General features: G+C 65.5%; 18 protein-coding genes and 1 pseudogene. 11 read left to right on the top strand and 8 right to left on the bottom strand.

Translation table 11 applies throughout. The annotated features are described in order from the left end of the window. Nucleotides 1-19 precede the first annotated feature (19 nt). The 3 genes from ABZ827_RS17330 to ABZ827_RS17320 all read left to right on the top strand — a co-directional run bounded on the left by ABZ827_RS17330 (nucleotide 20) and on the right by ABZ827_RS17320 (nucleotide 2,362). Nucleotides 20-1,072, top strand: coding sequence for a hypothetical protein (locus ABZ827_RS17330; RefSeq protein WP_357237784.1), 1,053 nt, complete (start codon nucleotides 20-22; stop codon nucleotides 1,070-1,072). Between the two features lie 168 nt (nucleotides 1,073-1,240). Then, the gene (locus ABZ827_RS17325) at nucleotides 1,241-1,831 is read left to right on the top strand and encodes a DUF3558 domain-containing protein (protein WP_357237783.1); all 591 of its coding nucleotides are present in this window, start codon (nucleotides 1,241-1,243) and stop codon (nucleotides 1,829-1,831) included. 42 nt (nucleotides 1,832-1,873) lie between these two features. After that, entirely contained in the window at nucleotides 1,874-2,362 is a 489-nt protein-coding gene (locus ABZ827_RS17320) for a hypothetical protein (RefSeq protein ID WP_357237782.1), read from the top strand. Between the two features lie 68 nt (nucleotides 2,363-2,430). Here ABZ827_RS17320 and ABZ827_RS17315 read toward each other — a convergent pair whose 3' ends face one another. The 3 genes from ABZ827_RS17315 to ABZ827_RS17305 are packed head-to-tail and all read right to left on the bottom strand — an operon-like array spanning nucleotide 2,431 to nucleotide 3,699. After that, nucleotides 2,431-2,619 carry a DUF397 domain-containing protein gene (locus ABZ827_RS17315; RefSeq protein ID WP_357237781.1) on the bottom strand — a complete coding sequence of 63 codons (189 nt, stop codon included), beginning with the start codon at nucleotides 2,617-2,619 and terminating at the stop codon, nucleotides 2,431-2,433. A gap of 2 nt (nucleotides 2,620-2,621) precedes the next feature. Beyond that, nucleotides 2,622-2,831 carry a DUF397 domain-containing protein gene (locus tag ABZ827_RS17310; RefSeq protein ID WP_357237780.1) on the bottom strand — a complete coding sequence of 70 codons (210 nt, stop codon included), beginning with the start codon at nucleotides 2,829-2,831 and terminating at the stop codon, nucleotides 2,622-2,624. Then, the gene (locus ABZ827_RS17305) at nucleotides 2,815-3,699 is read right to left on the bottom strand and encodes a helix-turn-helix transcriptional regulator (protein WP_357237779.1); all 885 of its coding nucleotides are present in this window, start codon (nucleotides 3,697-3,699) and stop codon (nucleotides 2,815-2,817) included. Before ABZ827_RS17305 ends, ABZ827_RS17310 begins: the two co-directional genes overlap by 17 nt. Nucleotides 3,700-3,953: 254 nt before the next feature. Between ABZ827_RS17305 and ABZ827_RS17300 the strand changes: the two genes are divergently transcribed. Further along, the gene (locus ABZ827_RS17300) at nucleotides 3,954-4,439 is read left to right on the top strand and encodes a DNA-directed RNA polymerase subunit beta (protein ID WP_357237778.1); all 486 of its coding nucleotides are present in this window, start codon (nucleotides 3,954-3,956) and stop codon (nucleotides 4,437-4,439) included. A gap of 4 nt (nucleotides 4,440-4,443) precedes the next feature. Here ABZ827_RS17300 and ABZ827_RS17295 read toward each other — a convergent pair whose 3' ends face one another. Then, a complete protein-coding gene (locus tag ABZ827_RS17295; RefSeq protein WP_357237777.1) occupies nucleotides 4,444-5,838 on the bottom strand; it encodes an MFS transporter in 1,395 nt (464 codons plus the stop codon). 124 nt (nucleotides 5,839-5,962) lie between these two features. On the opposite strand from ABZ827_RS17295, the gene ABZ827_RS17290 reads away from it, so the two are divergent. The 4 genes from ABZ827_RS17290 (at nucleotide 5,963) to ABZ827_RS17275 (ending at nucleotide 10,694) form a co-directional block, all read left to right on the top strand. Further along, nucleotides 5,963-6,841 (top strand): LysR family transcriptional regulator, encoded by an 879-nt coding sequence (locus ABZ827_RS17290; protein ID WP_357237776.1) that lies wholly within the window; start codon nucleotides 5,963-5,965, stop codon nucleotides 6,839-6,841. A gap of 168 nt (nucleotides 6,842-7,009) precedes the next feature. Beyond that, complete coding sequence (locus ABZ827_RS17285; protein ID WP_357237775.1) at nucleotides 7,010-8,161, top strand: WXG100 family type VII secretion target; 1,152 nt, start codon at nucleotides 7,010-7,012, stop codon at nucleotides 8,159-8,161. Nucleotides 8,162-8,214: 53 nt separating this feature from the next. Continuing rightward, on the top strand, nucleotides 8,215-8,961 hold the full coding sequence (locus ABZ827_RS17280; RefSeq protein ID WP_357237774.1) for an ESX secretion-associated protein EspG: 747 nt from the start codon (nucleotides 8,215-8,217) through the stop codon (nucleotides 8,959-8,961). Nucleotides 8,962-9,116: 155 nt separating this feature from the next. After that, on the top strand, nucleotides 9,117-10,694 hold the full coding sequence (locus ABZ827_RS17275) for an ATP-binding protein (protein ID WP_357237773.1): 1,578 nt from the start codon (nucleotides 9,117-9,119) through the stop codon (nucleotides 10,692-10,694). Between the two features lie 141 nt (nucleotides 10,695-10,835). On the opposite strand, the gene ABZ827_RS17270 is transcribed toward ABZ827_RS17275, so the two are convergent. Further along, the gene (locus ABZ827_RS17270) at nucleotides 10,836-11,216 is read right to left on the bottom strand and encodes a cupin domain-containing protein (protein ID WP_357237772.1); all 381 of its coding nucleotides are present in this window, start codon (nucleotides 11,214-11,216) and stop codon (nucleotides 10,836-10,838) included. A 60-nt stretch (nucleotides 11,217-11,276) separates the two neighbouring features. On the opposite strand from ABZ827_RS17270, the gene ABZ827_RS17265 reads away from it, so the two are divergent. Further along, a complete protein-coding gene (locus ABZ827_RS17265; protein ID WP_357237771.1) occupies nucleotides 11,277-12,242 on the top strand; it encodes a helix-turn-helix domain-containing protein in 966 nt (321 codons plus the stop codon). Nucleotides 12,243-12,263: 21 nt separating this feature from the next. Here the strand turns inward: ABZ827_RS17265 and ABZ827_RS17260 are convergent. Together ABZ827_RS17260 and ABZ827_RS17255 are read right to left on the bottom strand one after the other, a co-directional pair. Next, nucleotides 12,264-12,371, bottom strand: a pseudogene (locus ABZ827_RS17260) (IS481 family transposase); the annotation flags it as partial. Next, a complete protein-coding gene (locus ABZ827_RS17255; protein ID WP_357237770.1) occupies nucleotides 12,368-13,900 on the bottom strand; it encodes an MFS transporter in 1,533 nt (510 codons plus the stop codon). The pseudogene ABZ827_RS17260 and the gene ABZ827_RS17255, both read right to left, overlap by 4 nt. A gap of 74 nt (nucleotides 13,901-13,974) precedes the next feature. On the opposite strand from ABZ827_RS17255, the gene ABZ827_RS17250 reads away from it, so the two are divergent. Next, nucleotides 13,975-14,865, top strand: coding sequence for a sigma-70 family RNA polymerase sigma factor (locus tag ABZ827_RS17250; protein WP_357237769.1), 891 nt, complete (start codon nucleotides 13,975-13,977; stop codon nucleotides 14,863-14,865). Between the two features lie 87 nt (nucleotides 14,866-14,952). Here ABZ827_RS17250 and ABZ827_RS17245 read toward each other — a convergent pair whose 3' ends face one another. Continuing rightward, entirely contained in the window at nucleotides 14,953-15,219 is a 267-nt protein-coding gene (locus tag ABZ827_RS17245) for an LppA family lipoprotein (RefSeq protein WP_357237768.1), read from the bottom strand. A 49-nt stretch (nucleotides 15,220-15,268) separates the two neighbouring features. On the opposite strand from ABZ827_RS17245, the gene ABZ827_RS17240 reads away from it, so the two are divergent. Next, nucleotides 15,269-15,706, top strand: coding sequence for a hypothetical protein (locus ABZ827_RS17240; protein ID WP_357237767.1), 438 nt, complete (start codon nucleotides 15,269-15,271; stop codon nucleotides 15,704-15,706). The last annotated feature ends 47 nt before the right edge of the window (nucleotides 15,707-15,753 follow it).

Genomic DNA, 15,753 nt, shown 5'->3' with positions numbered 1-15,753 from the left:
ATGACGTCATGGAGTCCGATTGACCCGCACCACTCCCCGTCGCCCCGCCGATATCACCGAGGCCTTCCCGCAACTCGCGGCGCTGGCGCGGACCGCCACCCGGCTGCATCCGCGGCCCGGACCGGTGACCCCGGCCGACAGCTCGATCGGGGGACCGCTGCTGTGGCCTGCCGACGAACCCTGGCCTCGGTGCGACGGCTCACACGAGTGCGCCTTCGGCAGTTCAACGGCGCCGTCGATGGCCGATGTCCGGCTGCTCCGCGATATCGAAGCCGACTCCTACGGGCGCGACCGCACCGAACTGGAGCAGGCGACAATCGACCGGATCCTCGCCGACACTCTGGCACCCGACAAGCCGCTCGACGTATTCCCGGTGGCACTGGCCGCAGAACGAGGTGTGCCCACGGAACCGATAGCCATGCTGCCGGTTGCCCAGCTGTACGCGCGGGATATGCCGAGCCTGCGCCCGCCCGCGGGCGCGGATCTGCTGCAGGTGCTGTGGTGCCCGTTCTCCCATGACAGCGAGTTGACGCTGCGTACGCGGCTGTTCTGGCGGGCCAGCGGCGAGATCACCGATGTCCTGGCCGAACAACCGGAGCCGGAGGCGGTGCAGAGCGAAGATTTTGTGCCCAATGCCTGCCGGGTCCACCCGGAACCGGTGATCGAGTACCCGAAGGCATTCCCGGCGGAGGGGATGGATTCGGCCCTGGCGGAGGCGCTGCGGGAGTGGGACGAAGCACAGTACGAGAACGCGGAGGAAGTCTTCTACTCGTCGGAGTTGTCGGTCGCGCCCGGCTGCAAGGTCGGTGGCTGGGCGCCGTGGGGCCGGACCGACCCGGTCACGCTGTCCTGCACCACCTGCGGCGCGCCGATGGACCCGCTGTTGACCATCGCCTCAGAGGAATGGGACGGCACCGATTACAGCTGGATACCGTATGAGGACCAGAACGCGGCGGACGGCTACCCGGACCCGTCCGAACCGACCGGGCTGATGCTCGGCGATCTCGGTAAACAGCAGCTGTTCATCTGTTCCGCCGACCCGGCCCACGGCCATATCGATCTGTTTCTGTAGTGCGCGCGCCGACCGCGACTCCGGAACGAGCATCAACCGCCCCGCCGGGCGGACTCGCAAGCAGTTCCCTCGATTGCGGTGCGAGTGTTCGAGGCCGGGCAGCCCGGGAGGCTGTCCGTTATGATCGCGCGGTAGACGATGCAGGCACGGTGTGGGAGACGGGGGACTATGCGGTCTACTGTGAGGCCGGTTCTGGCGGCCGGGCTGGTAGCAGCCGGATTCGCGTTGGCGGGGTGTGATTCCTCGGCGGCGAACGAGGCCGAGGGCCCGGCGAGCGCCACCAGCACACTCACCGAAACCGGATTGCAGATCGCCGTGCCCAGCGGATACGACCCGTGCGTCGATATCCCGCAGTCGGTACTCGACTCGGAAGACCTGGTCAAAGGGGTAGCCGACAATAAGGCTGATGCAACGGGGCCGGGTGGGACCGAATGGCGGGGTTGCGCCTGGGCTCGAGCAGGCGGCGACGGCTACGCGGTCAGCGTCCAGGTGACGAACGTGACGATTCCGTTCGTGCGTGAGCATTACAGTATCGATCGGCGCGAGTTCACCGTCGCGGGCCGACCGGCTATCTCGGTGCGGAAGAACGAAACCCGCTCCAGCGAAGTGTGCTCGATCAATATCGAGATGCGCGGCGGCAGTTTGGAATTCCATCTCGACAATCCCGCATCGAACAGGGATACCGGACAGATGGACACCTGCCAGCTGGGCGTTACATTCGCGGAAAAGGTTGTCCCCACGTTGCCTTCCAACGTGTGATACCCACGAGCTTACGAAACACCGCAGCAAGGGGGAAACCAGATGAGCGATGAGCCCGCACCACCCGGCCCGCTGTCCAATCTGATATCCGCGGCTCACGATGGGAGCCTGGGCCTCAGGATCGCACCGGAAGAATTCGTCTATATCGATCGCGACTGCGAACGGTTCAAGGTGCTGATTCGGACCATGCAGAAGGAGGCCGAGGCGATCTCGAACATCGAGGCCGCCCAGTGGGGCATCGGCGCCGATAATCCACGATTGTCCTCGGCGCAGACTCTTGTCCAACGGTTTCGCGAGAAGGGGAAGGGTTCGGACAACAGTGTCCATGCCATCCTCGAGAAGCATTACCGGATCATCGACGATATCCAGGTCCTGCATCGCGAGATCATGCAGCGTTATATGCAGTCAGACGAGGATTTCGCCAATCGGGTAAACAGCGTTCTGGCGCAGCTGCCCAAGAATCCCGCCCCGATCGACCCGGCGCAAAGCCAACCCGGCATCGGCCAGCCCGAACCACTCGCACCCGCCTAACTCGAGTGAGGGGTACAGCGAAGAAACTCGATGTACCCCTCACCGCTCGGACCGGCCGCACGCAGGCGTCAACTGGCGAAACGTGCGGTGAAACTGGACCACTCATCCGACGAGAACACCAGAGTCGGGCCCGCCGGATTCTTCGAATCCCGCACGCCCACCAGCCCGCGATCCGCGAACGCGACCTCCACACACTCTTGCCCGCCACTGCTGTAGCTGCTCTTGAACCAGGCCCATCCCTCTGGACCAACACTCACGCTCATAACCTTGTACCCCCGCCACACAGAGAGGCCGTGAACCTGGACCAGTCCTCTACCGAGAAGACCAGAGCAGGGCCCGGCAGATTCTTCGAGTCCCGTACCCCGACAAGTCCGCGCTCGATGAACGCGACCTCCACACATTCCTGGCCCGCACTGCTGTGGCTGCTCTTGAACCACTTGGCACCAGCTAGATCAACGTCCACGTTCATACTCCCTCGCTATCTCGCGCAACAGGTCACGAGTCGGCCGAACATCCAGCGCGGCACTACGGGTCACTTCGTACCCGTTACGATACCTGTTCACATCGACTTCCTTCTCGAAAAAGAATGCGCCAGTGAAGGATTGCGCGTATACGACGGTGGGTTCCGAGTTTCCTCGACGATCCGAGCCGAAGTCGAGGATCACGAATGGTCCCATCGGCGTTCCGAGCGGTAGCCCTGCCCGGAAACTGAGCAGGCGCAGCTCAATATTCGGTTGAGTACTCAGATCGGCAATTTGGCGGAGTTGTGCGGCCATCACTTTCGCGCTTCCAACCATCGTCCGCACTGCGGATTCGTGCAACAGGATCGCTGCCTTCGCGGGACGCATTCTCCGTGTGATCACAGATTGCCGCCTGCGCCTGACTTCGATTCGTTTACAGGTCTGTTCGTCGGATTCTTTCGGGAAATACAGCTGATCAAGCGAACGAGAATAGGCTGGAGTTTGGATGATTCCGGGGATGGCCGAGGGGTGAAAGAAGGTCAGCTCCTGGGCAGCGGACTCCATGCCCATGTAGATGTCGAAGTTCGGGGATATGAATGCGCCGTATTCCTGCCACCAGCTCTTGACCGAGGCCTGTTCCGCGAGGGCTTTCAGGTCTGCGATCTCCTCCGGGGTGAGGCGGTAGATATCGCCCAGGAGGGTGATGTCGTGGGTGCGGATGCGGTCGGTCTGGCCCGTTTCCAATCGTTGCAGGGTGGATTTGCTCCATTCCATGAGCGCGGATACATCGACCAGCGTCATGCCGATGGATTCGCGGGCTTCGCGCAGGTAGCGGCCGAGTTGGCGGCGCGGCAGGGTGCTGTTCGTCTCGGACATCGTCCCCCTTCGGGTCTCGTGAAGTTCCCGTATCGGGAATCGGATAGGTGCCCCGGTGGGACAGATGCTGCGGATTCGTTCGTGTTGTTCGAACTTCCGGATCCGCTGTCCCACCGGGCCGTTACGCGTGTTGTCTGAATCCGCGCCCGGCCGGGAACTCCCACTCCCGCCAACTCCCGTACCGGTTCTAGCAGATCCGGACGGCGGCCGGGTCACTTTCGATAACCGATATGAACAGGAGGTTTGCCGTAAAGATGAAGCACCGCACGGCCTTCGGCGATACCCCGGCCACCCGCTGCCGGTACTACCGAGAGGTCTGCGATCTGGCGGCCGTCGTCGACCCGCCCGGTCTCGGCCGGATCATCGTGCGCGCCACCACCGTCTGGGCTGTCACTATGCCCGCCGTGCTCGGGAGCGGCGTCCGCGCCGAAATAGCGCGCGGATACGGCGTGACCGGGCCGATCCTGGCCCATCCGCGCTCGAACCGGTGGTCGTTCCTGATCCGGCCCGATCTACCCGACGATGTGCCCCTGTTCGCCGAAATGTTCCGGTACGACGTATCCGTCATCCGCACCGGCGGCACCATCGCCCTGCCCTCGCCCGCCGATCTCGATACCCACCTGCGGCAATGGATCGAACCACCACGCTGTCCGGTGCGTCCCTCCGGGCACACCGTCACCGGGGCGGTCCGCGCCGTCACCGGCACCCGCGGGTGCCGCGGTATGAGGATCCGGTTGTAGCGCTCTACCTTTCCGTGGTGCTCGTCGCAACGACGGATGGTGTCGTTGGGCGGGCAACGCGCTGTGTCGTGGCAGTGAGAAGGCCGAGGGCGCAGACGGCCGCCGCGATCAGGAACGGCAGGGCTGCGATCGTATTGCTGTGGTGCTGGGTCAAGACGGCGCCGGCGAGAGCGGCGGCCATGGTGGCGCCGACCTGCCGGGTGGCGTTGAGGATGCCGCCGACTGAGCCGGTGGCTTCGGCGGCGGCGTGGTCGACCGCGAAGCCCACCAGGGCGGGCAGTGTCCAAGACACTCCGAGCCCGCAGAGCAAGAGCCCGGCAGCGAGGACGAGCGGTTGATGCTGGACTGCCGTCGCAACCGCGACCAGGCACAGCCCGATCGGGAAGGCGATAAAGCCCATACGGATCGGCCTCAGCGGTCCGTAGGCGGCGACGATGCGCCCGGTGAGTAGTGGGTTCAGGGCGACCAGCAAGGTCATCGGCAGCAGCGTCGCTCCGGCGGCCACTGCGCTCGTGTGGAGTAGGAGCGGGAGCGAGAAGATCACTGTGGTCAGGGCGTAGTTGACCGCGGCACCCCATCCGAAAGCCGTCCATACCGGGCGGTTGCCGCGCAGTGCGACCGCGACCAGCGGTGCGGGCGAGGTTCGATCTACCATGGCGGTGCCGTACGCAAACCCCCCGGCCAGGAGACCGAATACCGCTGCCGGAATCCAGGAGCGTTGCCCCGCCTCGGTGATCGCGAGCGTCGCGGTGGCCAATGTTGCGGCCAGTCCGAGATGCGGTAGCCATGAGATGGCGCGAGTGTGCCGGGTGCTTGTGATCGATGTCCGGCAAAGCGCCACGATGATGAGGGCCATCGGAGCGTTGATCACGAATACGGCCCGCCAGTCGGCGACGGTGATGAGCCACCCGCCCAGAACGGGGCCGGCAGCCATCGCCGCGCCGCTGAGCGCGGCCCAAGCACTGATCGCGTTCCCACGGCGGCCCGGGTCCGGGTACAGGCCGGCGATCAGGCTCAGGGAGCTCGGAATGATGGCTGCGGCGAACAGCCCCAGCAGCGCCCGGAACACCAAGAGAACAGACAGAGTAGGCGCGAATGCACAGCCCAAGGACGCTACGCCGAAGCCGGCGACTCCGGCCATGAAGACTCCGTAGGCCCCCAACCGGTCGGCCGAGCTGCCGCCGAAGACCAGAGCGGACGCCAGCGCCATCGTGTAGATCGTGGTTGCCCACCCGACACCGATCACGTCGGTGTGGAGCGATGCCATGATGCTGGGCTCGGCCACAGCAAGCACCGTGGTGTCGAGCAGCACCATGAAGTAGGCCAGCGATATACCCAGGAACTGGGGTGTGGGCCGACGGCCATGGCGCTTGGCGGGATCGGGCGCTGTTTCGGACATGGATCTCCTCGATCTGGCGAGACTGGTTCGTCGAGGGAGAACGGTCCGCCGTCAGCGCGTTCGGTTCGACCGGTACCACCGCATCAGCATTCGGAATATCCGAACACCTGCCTACAGTGAGGGCGTGGACACGGAGCAACTACGGACCGCGATCGCGCTGACCGAGCACCGGACGGTCAACCGGACGGCGGCCGCATTGGGTCTTTCGCCATCCTCGATCTCCGATCGGATACGCCGGCTCGAGGGCGAGCTCGGGGCCCCGTTGTTCACTCGCGATCGGACCGGTATGCATCCGACAATGGCCGGTCGTGCCTATCTCGCCGGCGCAGGCGAAGCGCTCGCGGCCCTCGACGCCGCGGCGGAGCAACTGCACGCCGCTCCAGGGCTCGTCGTAGGAGCTCAGGCCTCGATCGCGGACGAGCTCCTGCCAGCCGTCTTGGACGACCTGCGCCGAACGAGGCCGGACCTCCAGGTGCACCTACGCCCCGATCCCGATCGCGATCGGCTCCTCGACGCCCTTGACCGCGACGAGATCGACGTCGCGATACTCCTCGACGCAGGAGAACGCGTCGGGGATCTCGGGTTCGCCCGACACGCCTCAGCACTGGAGTACCTGGACGTCCGTGAGGTCCCCATGACCGTCGTGGTCTCGCCGGATCATCGGCTACTCGGACATCCGGTGACGATGCAGGAGATTGCGCAGACAGGAGGACTGATCGGCAGAGAAGCCCGCTGCTCGTTCTGGATGGCCACCAAACGCTGGCTCGGCCCCCACACCGATCTCACTGCCGTCGGCGGGCTTGCGCAGGTCCGTGACTGGGTCGCCACCGGTCGCGGGATCGCGCTACTACCCGAGTTCACAGTCCACGCCGACCTCAGCTCGCGACGGCTCGCACAACTCGACGTGAACGCGCCTCCTCTGCAGCTGCGACTCATCTGGCGCGAAGACCACGAAGACGCGAACGCACTTCGTCACCTCCTCTACGCACTGACCCAGGCGTAATCTGCGTTGCGGTGTCAGCACCCTCAAAAGCCGGCAACATCGACCCACCCGCGCGCGGCACCCCGCCGTTCCCACCGGGATATAGTTGCTCACGCAAACGATAGGCGGCACCGAACACGGGGGTGGGCAGATGCTTTTGCGCGAGCGGCGAATACCGGGGGGCCGGCGGTGAACGGCAACGAACCGCCCCGGATCACCGACGGCGGGGAACGGTCCAAACATTTCAAGCATGTGGAGATCAGCGAATCGTTCACACCGCTCGGCAGCGGCGAAGCCTTCTCGATCGCCGGCCGGTACAGCGATCTGTCCGCGAACTGGGAAGCGGGGGTCGAAGTATTCTCCGCCAGTATCGGTAAATCCATCGCCGGAGCATGGGAAGGCGAGGCCGCCGAGGCGGCGCGGGACGCCATCACCCGCTACACCCGCGCCGCTCAGGACCTCACCACCCCGCTCACCGAGCTCGGCAACCGGGTCTGGGATTCCGCGCAGGCGATCATCGATACGAAGAGCCGGCTGCCCGAACCCGTCGAGGAGAAGGCGTGGTGGCACAAGGACTCCTGGCCGTGGGTCGGCACCAATCGGGACGGTGTCATCGAGGATCGGCAGGAACAAGCCCAAGCCGTGATGAACGACAACTATGTGCAGCCGTTCCTCGGTATCGACGGGCTGATCCCGGCCTTCCCGGAACCGATCGACCCAACCCAGCCCTTGGACGTCCCGGTGCCGCCCGCGCCCGCGGGCACCGCACCCGACACTCCGTCGGCACCCGGAACATCTACGCCCACCACACCGGGGACCCCCACGGCGCCGGGCGAGACGCCGGAAACCGAGGACACCCCGCAGGAACTCGGCACCACACAACCGCAGGACACCACAGCGGCGTCCACCACACCCGGGTCCACCCCCGCGACACCATCCGGCACCACGCCGGGGACACCCGCACCGGCATCCACCACCCCCAGCAGTGTCACCACGCCGCCGGGCGGCACACCGGGAATGCCCGGCGCGCCCGGCACCCCGCCGGGCAGTCCACAGGCACCCGGTCGCACCGTGCCCGGAGCACCGGGCCCCGAATCCGCCGGACGGCCGAGCGGCGCCCCGGGTTCGCCGGCCGCCCGAGGTCCGATGGGTGCGGGTCCGATGGGCGCCCCGATGGGTGGCGCCCGGGGCGGGCAGGGCGATAACGAATCCACCCGCGGACTCCCCGATTACCTGATCAACCACGAGAACACCGCCGAACTCCTCGGGGAGACCCCGAAAACCATCCCGGGCGGCGTTATCGGCGACAACCCCGAACCCGACGACGACCTCGCACAGTGATCATGTCAGTAGTCCCGCCCCGCCTACGAGCCCGACTCGACGAAGTGACACCGATGCCCGAATGGACCTGGGATACCGAGGATTTCGCCGCACTCTGGTACAGCGAAGCCCATGACCGGTTCCCCCGCCCCCTGAAATACCTCAGCAGATTCGCCACCGAGAACGATTTCGCCGCCCACCGGTCCGCCGTTCGCGCCCGCTGCTCAGGCGACGAACTCGAACGTATCGGGCTCGCCCTACACACCCTGTCCACCTCCGAATACAGGATCGAAATCCTCGGCGGCCGCAGCGATCCCGCGACCGGCCTCGCGGAGTACCGCATCGTCGGCGCCCGCAACCACCGCTACGCCCTCACCCTGGCGCAACGCTGCCGCGGCGACGACCACGGCCCCGTCCACTGCCGCCTGGTCCGCGCCGAATCGCTCCCCCGCGCCCTGACCAGCGCCATCCCCGCCCACCCGGCCGGCACCCGCCCCACCGAAACGTTCCACCCCGGCGATCTCGAACCCGCCCCGGGCCACCACCTACAGGACAACTCCCACAACAGCCCCCGCGAACGCTACCGCCGCCTCCTGCGCCGCCCCTCCCTCGGCGGCGGCTCGGCCGGCCTGCGCATCGGCCCCCTGTACGCCCGCCCCGACGCCACCCGCACCATCCAGTGGTACGACATCGCCGACGACGGCCGCTACACCGAAACCCGCGGCCGTCACATCACCGTCCGCCCGGCGGGCCCCAACGATCTCACCACCCGCTTCACCGCCTGGCTCGACGACGCCGACCGCCGCCTGCAGGAGGTCTGACCGCAAGGCGATATGACCGCACCGCCGACCTGGTCGGTGCACATACCGGATTGCCAACAGCGCACCACGCGGTCCGATCCTGACCATGCCCCGTTACCGTAGGCTGCGGGAGGCGCGGTCGCGCGGGGCGGCCGGATACAAGGTTGGGGAGGATCGTGAAGTACTTCAATACCGCCGGACCGTGCTACCCACAGATGCACTACATGCTGCCCGCTCTCGAACGACTCCCCGACGCCCACCGCATGATCGACCGCGGCCAATACTTCGTCCTGCACGCACCCCGGCAAACCGGCAAAACCACCAGCCTCGCCGACCTCGCACGCCAGCTCACCGCCGCCGGCGACTACCTCGCCCTGCACTTCTCCTGCGAAGCCGCCAGCTCGTTTGCCCACGATATCGGCGCCACCGAACAAGCACTCCTCGGCCAGATCCGCTCCGCCGCGGCCGCCGCACACCTCCCACCGGAACTGATGCCCCCCACCCCGTGGCCCGACGCACCCCCCGGCACCGCCCTCCACCTCGGACTCACCACCTGGGTCACCCAATGCCCACGCCCACTCGTGCTGTTCTTCGACGAAATCGACTCCCTGCGCGACGACGCCCTCATCAACACCCTCCGGCAACTACGAGCCGGCTACACCACCAACCGGCCCGGATTCGTGCACTCGATTGCCCTGTGCGGACTCCGCGATGTCCGCGACTACAAAGCCGCATCCGGCGGCGACCCCAACCGCCTCGGCACAGCCAGCCCCTTCAACATCAAGGTCAGATCCGTCCGTCTGGGTGATTTCACCCGCGACGAGGTGATCTCGCTGTATGGCCAGCACACTGCGGAAACCGGTCAAGAATTCAGTTCCCCCGCCCTGGATATGGCCTTCTACTACACCCAGGGCCAGCCCTGGCTCGTCAACGCCCTCGCCGCAGAGATCATCGACGAAATGCGGGTCGAGTCCACCATCACCGAGGACCATATCGACCAGGCCAAAGAACGACTCATCGTCGCCCGCGCCACTCACCTCGACTCGCTCGTCGACAAACTCACCGAACCCCGCATCCAGAAGATCATCGAACCGCTGATCGCCGGCGCCACCCCCGACACCGACCCCACCTTCAACGACGCCCGCGCCTACGCCGCCGATCTCGGACTCATCGCTCCCAACAACCCCATTCGTATCGCCAATCCGATCTACAACGAGGTCATCCTCCGCGTCCTGGGCTCCGGCATCGAAGCCGTCATCGTCCCCGGCCCCGCCCAGTTCCGGTTGCCCGACGGCCGCCTCGACTTCGAGCGCCTGCTCACCGAATTCGCCGCCTTCTGGAAACTGAACGGCGAAATACTCACCGGCGACCAGCGCTACCACGAAGTCGCCCCCCAACTCGTCCTCATGGCCTTCCTCCACCGCATCGTCAACGGCGGCGGCTACATCGACCGCGAATACGGCGTCGGCCGCGGCCGCATCGACCTCCTCATCCGCCAGCCCTACACCGGCACCGACGGCCACCGCGCCGAACAACGCGAAGCCCTCGAACTCAAAGTCTGGGCCGACAAACAGAAAGACCCCCTCGAACAAGGCCTCACCCAACTCGACAGCTACCTCGACCGCCTGGACCTCCCCACCGGCGTCCTCGTCATATTCGACCGCCGCGCAAAAGCTGCCCCGATCACCGAACGCACCGCGTTCAGCGAAGTCACCTCCCCTACGGGCCGCACCGTCACCCTCCTCCGCGCCTGATATCGACGCCGGATCGCACAAGCGATCCGACGCGTATCTGAAGTCGCACAATTCGGTGCTGTCTCGATATTCGTGTTCGCATGCGATAAACCGGACATATCGCCCGAATTGCGATCCCGCCGACGCAGTGCGCTGCCCGGGTCAGACCTGGATCCCGGTGGTTGAGTTGATGTGGTCAGGGATGTCTCCCTCGTAGTCGCCGGTGCTGAGTGTTCCGGTTGGTTCGAGCAGCATCACGCTTGCGCCGTCCGGCGACTCGGGGCAGTGCTCGATTCCGCGCGGGACAACAAAGACGTCGTGGCGCTCGAGGTGCACGAGCATCTCGGTTCCAGACTCTCGCAGGTGGATGTCGAGACTGCCGTCGAGCACAACGAACAGCTCGTCGGTGTCTGGATGAGAGTGCCAGACGAAACTGCCCTCGACCTTGGCCAGGCGGACTTCGTAGTCGTTGACTCTGGTCAGGATCCGTGGGCTCCAGCGCTCCTGGAACGATGCCAGGACGGTATCGATGTTCGTGCTCATGTTCGCCATGCTCCGATCTTCGAACTTGCGCTTCCCGCCCAACAGTGCAAGGAATGACACATGTCGAAAGATTCCTCGCAGCTGCACTCCGTTGTCGCCCTGGTCGACGAGGACTCGAACCCGTTCGAGCTGGCGTGCCTGACCGAAGTCCTCGGGATCGACCGGCCCGAGGTCGGCGGGCTGCTCTACGACTTCCGGATGTGCGCACGGGAGTCGAAGGTGTCGATGCGACAGGGCTTCTTCGTGATGACCGACATCGCCGGCCTGCCGGCCTTGGATCAGGCGGACACGGTAATCGTCCCCAACCGTCCCGATACGGCGACACCCCATCACCCCGCCGTGCTCGAGGCGATCGCGGGGGCCTATGACCGTGGAGCACGAATGATCGGGACGTGCAGTGGGGCGTTCACCCTCGCCGAGGCAGGCGTCCTGGACGGGCGTCGCGTCACGGTGCACTGGCAGTGGGCCGAGGAGTTTCGAGACCGGTACCCGCGCGTCCGCGTCGATGATGCCGTCCTTTTCGTCGACGACGGCGACATCCTCACCTCGGCCGGCAGCGCCGCCGCTCTCGACCTCGCACTCCACATCGTCCGCCGCGACCACGGCGCGGAAATCGGCGCGGCCGTCGCGCGCCGGCTCGTATTCCCAGGTCACCGCCCCGGTGGACAACGACAGTTCATCGAACGACCTCTCCCCCGGGAAGCAGAGAGCCCGCTCGCAGCCGCGCTCGTCTGGGCCGAGCAGCAAGCGACCGAGTCGATCACGGTCGCTGATATCGCTTCGCGGGCGGCGATGAGTCCGGCGACCCTCCACAGACGCTTCCGCGCCGAGCTGGGTTGTACGCCGAACCAATGGCTCACCACTGTCCGCGTCGAGCACGCTCGCCGACTTCTGGAACAGACCGACCTCGCCATCGACCAGATCGCACACCAAAGCGGCCTCGGGACAGCTGCCAACCTCCGCGACCGCCTCGCTGGCCACACAGGTCTGACCCCAACCGCCTACCGACGTACCTTCTCTGCTTGATCCGACAGCCTACGTAAGCGGGCATTGAAACCGCGCAGCGACTTCCTGGATCGGGACGTTCTGGTCGACGACCAGTTGGGCGACTTTAGTCGGGCTCGCGGAGTCAGTGCCCGCGTTGGCGTGGCTCACAGGCTCGGCGCCTTCGCGCGTGCCGTCCCCGTGGATGCTGTCCGCTGTTTGAACGCGTGCAGTGAAAGCAACACGGCGATGAGGAGGCCGGCGATGCAGATCCAGAGGGCGACGTGATAGCCGATCTCGAATGCGTTGCGGGCTGCAGCCTGCATCTGCGATGGGACTCCGTGGAGGTTCCCGGTCGCTATGGGGCCGGAGGCAGTTTGGGTTTGCCCGTATCGCGACGTGTCCCAGCTGTGTTGGGTCGCCGCTGCGCCGATGGCACCGACGAGCGCGAGTCCTACCGCTGTACCGAGCTGGCGGGAGGAATTCAGCATCGCCGAAGCAGCACCTGCGACGGGACCAGGGACATCGTGCATGGCCACGTGGGTGATCCCGGGAACCAGCAGGCCGAACCCGATTCCGGCGACCAGGTATCCAATTCCCGCGACGACGAATGGGGTAGTCGGCGACCACGTGCTCAGTGCTGTGACCCCGAGCGCGCCTGCGGCGCAGCCCGTGGTGACGATAGCTCGTGGCGTGAAGCGTTGGCTGAGTTTCCCGGCCGTCTGGGCTGCGACGAGGAACGGGACGTTCATCAGCAGCCAAGACAGGCCGGTGCGAAGGGCGGACCAGCCGAGAAGGTTCTGGAACATCAAGGTGACGTAGTAGAGCGTGCCGCTGAAAGCGACATAGCTGAGGAAATAGATGGCGCAGGCGCTGATGAACACTGAATTGCCGCGTACCGCTCTCGGAACCAACGGCTCGCCGGCGTGGCGCTGCCATTGCACGAACGCCACAAAGACGAGACTGCCGACGATAAGCGGCACCAGGGTTCGCACTGGCTCCCACGGGACGTCGCTCGCGGTGATCAGCGCGAAGGTCACTGATGCCAAGCCCACGGACGCGAGCACAACACCAGGTATGTCGAGCGGCCTATGGTCGGAGGGCGGGGCGGCGCCGGGGACGGTCAGCAGGATCAAGCCGATTGTGACGAGGACGATCGGGACGTTGACCCAGAAGATCGTTGACCAGCCGGACACCGAGAGCAGTAGGCCGCCGACGATCGGTCCCGCACCGAAGCCGACGCCACCGGTTGCTGCCCACCAGCCGATAGCGTGTCCGCGCTGTTCCGGTGGGTAGGTGTCAGTCAGGACGGCGAGGGTGAGCGCCAAGATGGCTGCTCCACCGATTCCTTGCCCGATGCGTGCGCCGGTGAGCACCGTTGAACTGGGCGCCAGCGCCGCCCCGACAGAGCAGAGGCCGAAGACCACCAGGCCGGCCAAGAGGACGGGCCGGTGGCCGAGGCGATCACCGAGTGCACCCATCGAGGGGATCAGCGCGGCGAGCCCGAGGGCGTAGCCACTGATGATCCACTCCAACGTTCCGGTGGCGGCATGGAGGTCGTGTTGGATCGTCGGGAGGGCGACATTGACGATGGTTACGTCGAGCTGGATCACAAAACCGGCCAGACACAGCGCCAAGAGCGCCGTTCGTCGTCGTTTGCAGGCATCTAGGGTTGGTGCTGATCGGTTCAGTGTCGTCACATCGGGCTCCTGTCACGTTCTCGGTCGTCGGGGTGTCATGAGCACTGACACCGCGCAACCTGAGGACGTGACTGATGGACCCTGCTGAACAGCTCAGCCGACACTTCGAGGACAACCGCCAACGGCTGACCGTGCTGGCCTACCGGATCCTCGGCAACTACGCCGACGCGCAGGACGCCGTCCAAGATGCCTGGGTCCGCCTCAGTCGCCCCGGCGCAACGGATGTCACAGCCGTGACAAACCTCGACGGATGGATGACCACGGTCGTCTCACGCACATGTCTCAACAAGCTCAGAGCCCGAGCGGCACGACCCGAAAGTACGACAGACGCAACCGGTCCCGAACTCCACCTGCGTCCCGACCAGACTCCGAGCCCGGAGGATCAGACCCTTCTCGCCGAGCAAGTCAACCTGGCACTCCACATCGTCCTGGAGAGCCTGACTCCCCCCGAACGACTCGCGTTCGTGCTCCATGACTCCTTCGGAATGCAGTTCGGCGACATCGCCGCCGTCCTCGGTAAGACGACCGAAGCCACCCGCAAGCTGGCCAGCCGTGCCCGTCAACGCGTGCACGCCGTCGACCCCGCCGAGATCGAAACCAACCGCGCCAACCAACGCAGCGTCGTCAACGCCTTCTTCACCGCATCCCGCCATGGTGACCTCGACACGCTCCTCACCCTGCTGCACCCCGAGATCACATTCCACGCCAAGGGCGGAGCCACAAGGCCTGCCGCGACCACCACCATCCGCGGCACGGAGAACGTGAGCCGACGTGCGGCAACGTTCGCCGTACCAGACGCCACGTTCCAGCCGATCACGGTAAACGGCAGCGCAGCAGTCATCATCCGCGCCAACCAGCAGCCCGTCTCGATCATGGCCTTCGTGATCGTCAACGGCAGGATCGCCCAAATCTACTCGCTGCTCGACCAGCCACGCCTAGAGCAACTGATCAACAGTCTCGGATAGGCCACCAGCAACGGGCCTGCTGAGGGCGGTCCTCACTCAGCCATTCAACCGATGTCTCGGGTGCCGGCGACGCCGTCCACAGGGGCATCAGGACGTCGGAACGATCGGGGAACTCAGCAATGCACGCGGAAGGTGACAACCGACCTGTGCGGCGATCACGGTGTTCTTGTTGGTACTCACCTTCAGCGTGGTCTCGACAGCCGGGTTGCTGAACCAGACGTCATGACGATCCCCGTTGTCCTGCATGGTTTCCGGAGCGGTGACACCGATCGTCCCGGCGATCTCTCGTACCCGCTCGAGGAACCTGGGCCACACCGCATTCGGGATCTTGGTCGTGCTGTAGTAGAACGGCATGAATACCTTGCGACCCTGACAAGTGTCCGCGTCACAGGAATATCGAGATATGTCGGATATAGATCCGCTCACCGGTCATATCGAGCAGCTGCACACCGCGCTCAACGGGTTCACTACGACGAGTGAGGTGGCATCCGTCGAGGTCGGACCAGACGGAAGCCTGCGGGCGATCCGGCTCACCGATACCGGCCGACGCCTCGATCCCGACAGCCTCGCTGAGGCGATCGTGCGCCTGCACGCCGTCGCGCTGGCCGAATCACGCCAGGCCGTCCTCGCTGAGATCGTGCGGGTCGAGAACGATCCCAGGTTGCGGGCACACCAGCAGCGGGTCACGGATGCACTCGCGCGGCCGTGGCCCGAACAACCCGCGGCACCGGTTCCGCCTGCATCGGAACGTGCCGCGACAACGGCGCCCAGTCGTCAGCCCACGCCTGAAGAGGAAGAGGAGATGGATCGGTACTACCAGCGGAAAAGCTGGTTGGAGTAGAGCTGGGTCGAAGTCGAACTATTTGTTCGAAGGAGGTCGTCGGCAGT

The organism is Nocardia sp. NPDC019395 (genome assembly GCF_040632335.1).
Lineage (GTDB): Bacteria > Actinomycetota > Actinomycetes > Mycobacteriales > Mycobacteriaceae > Nocardia.
This window is presented reverse-complemented; position numbering and strand designations above follow the sequence as displayed.

Coding starts and splice junctions, on each gene's coding strand:
- ABZ827_RS17305 (WP_357237779.1), bottom strand. CDS start 3,699: ATGTCCGAGACGAACAGCACCCTGCCGCGCCGCCAACTCGGCCGCTAC.
- ABZ827_RS17270 (WP_357237772.1), bottom strand. CDS start 11,216: ATGAGCACGAACATCGATACCGTCCTGGCATCGTTCCAGGAGCGCTGG.
- ABZ827_RS17265 (WP_357237771.1), top strand. CDS start 11,277: ATGTCGAAAGATTCCTCGCAGCTGCACTCCGTTGTCGCCCTGGTCGAC.
- ABZ827_RS17250 (WP_357237769.1), top strand. CDS start 13,975: ATGGACCCTGCTGAACAGCTCAGCCGACACTTCGAGGACAACCGCCAA.
- ABZ827_RS17325 (WP_357237783.1), top strand. CDS start 1,241: ATGCGGTCTACTGTGAGGCCGGTTCTGGCGGCCGGGCTGGTAGCAGCC.
- ABZ827_RS17280 (WP_357237774.1), top strand. CDS start 8,215: ATGCCCGAATGGACCTGGGATACCGAGGATTTCGCCGCACTCTGGTAC.
- ABZ827_RS17310 (WP_357237780.1), bottom strand. CDS start 2,831: ATGAACGTGGACGTTGATCTAGCTGGTGCCAAGTGGTTCAAGAGCAGC.
- ABZ827_RS17320 (WP_357237782.1), top strand. CDS start 1,874: ATGAGCGATGAGCCCGCACCACCCGGCCCGCTGTCCAATCTGATATCC.
- ABZ827_RS17300 (WP_357237778.1), top strand. CDS start 3,954: ATGAAGCACCGCACGGCCTTCGGCGATACCCCGGCCACCCGCTGCCGG.
- ABZ827_RS17240 (WP_357237767.1), top strand. CDS start 15,269: ATGTCGGATATAGATCCGCTCACCGGTCATATCGAGCAGCTGCACACC.
- ABZ827_RS17295 (WP_357237777.1), bottom strand. CDS start 5,838: ATGTCCGAAACAGCGCCCGATCCCGCCAAGCGCCATGGCCGTCGGCCC.
- ABZ827_RS17245 (WP_357237768.1), bottom strand. CDS start 15,219: ATGCCGTTCTACTACAGCACGACCAAGATCCCGAATGCGGTGTGGCCC.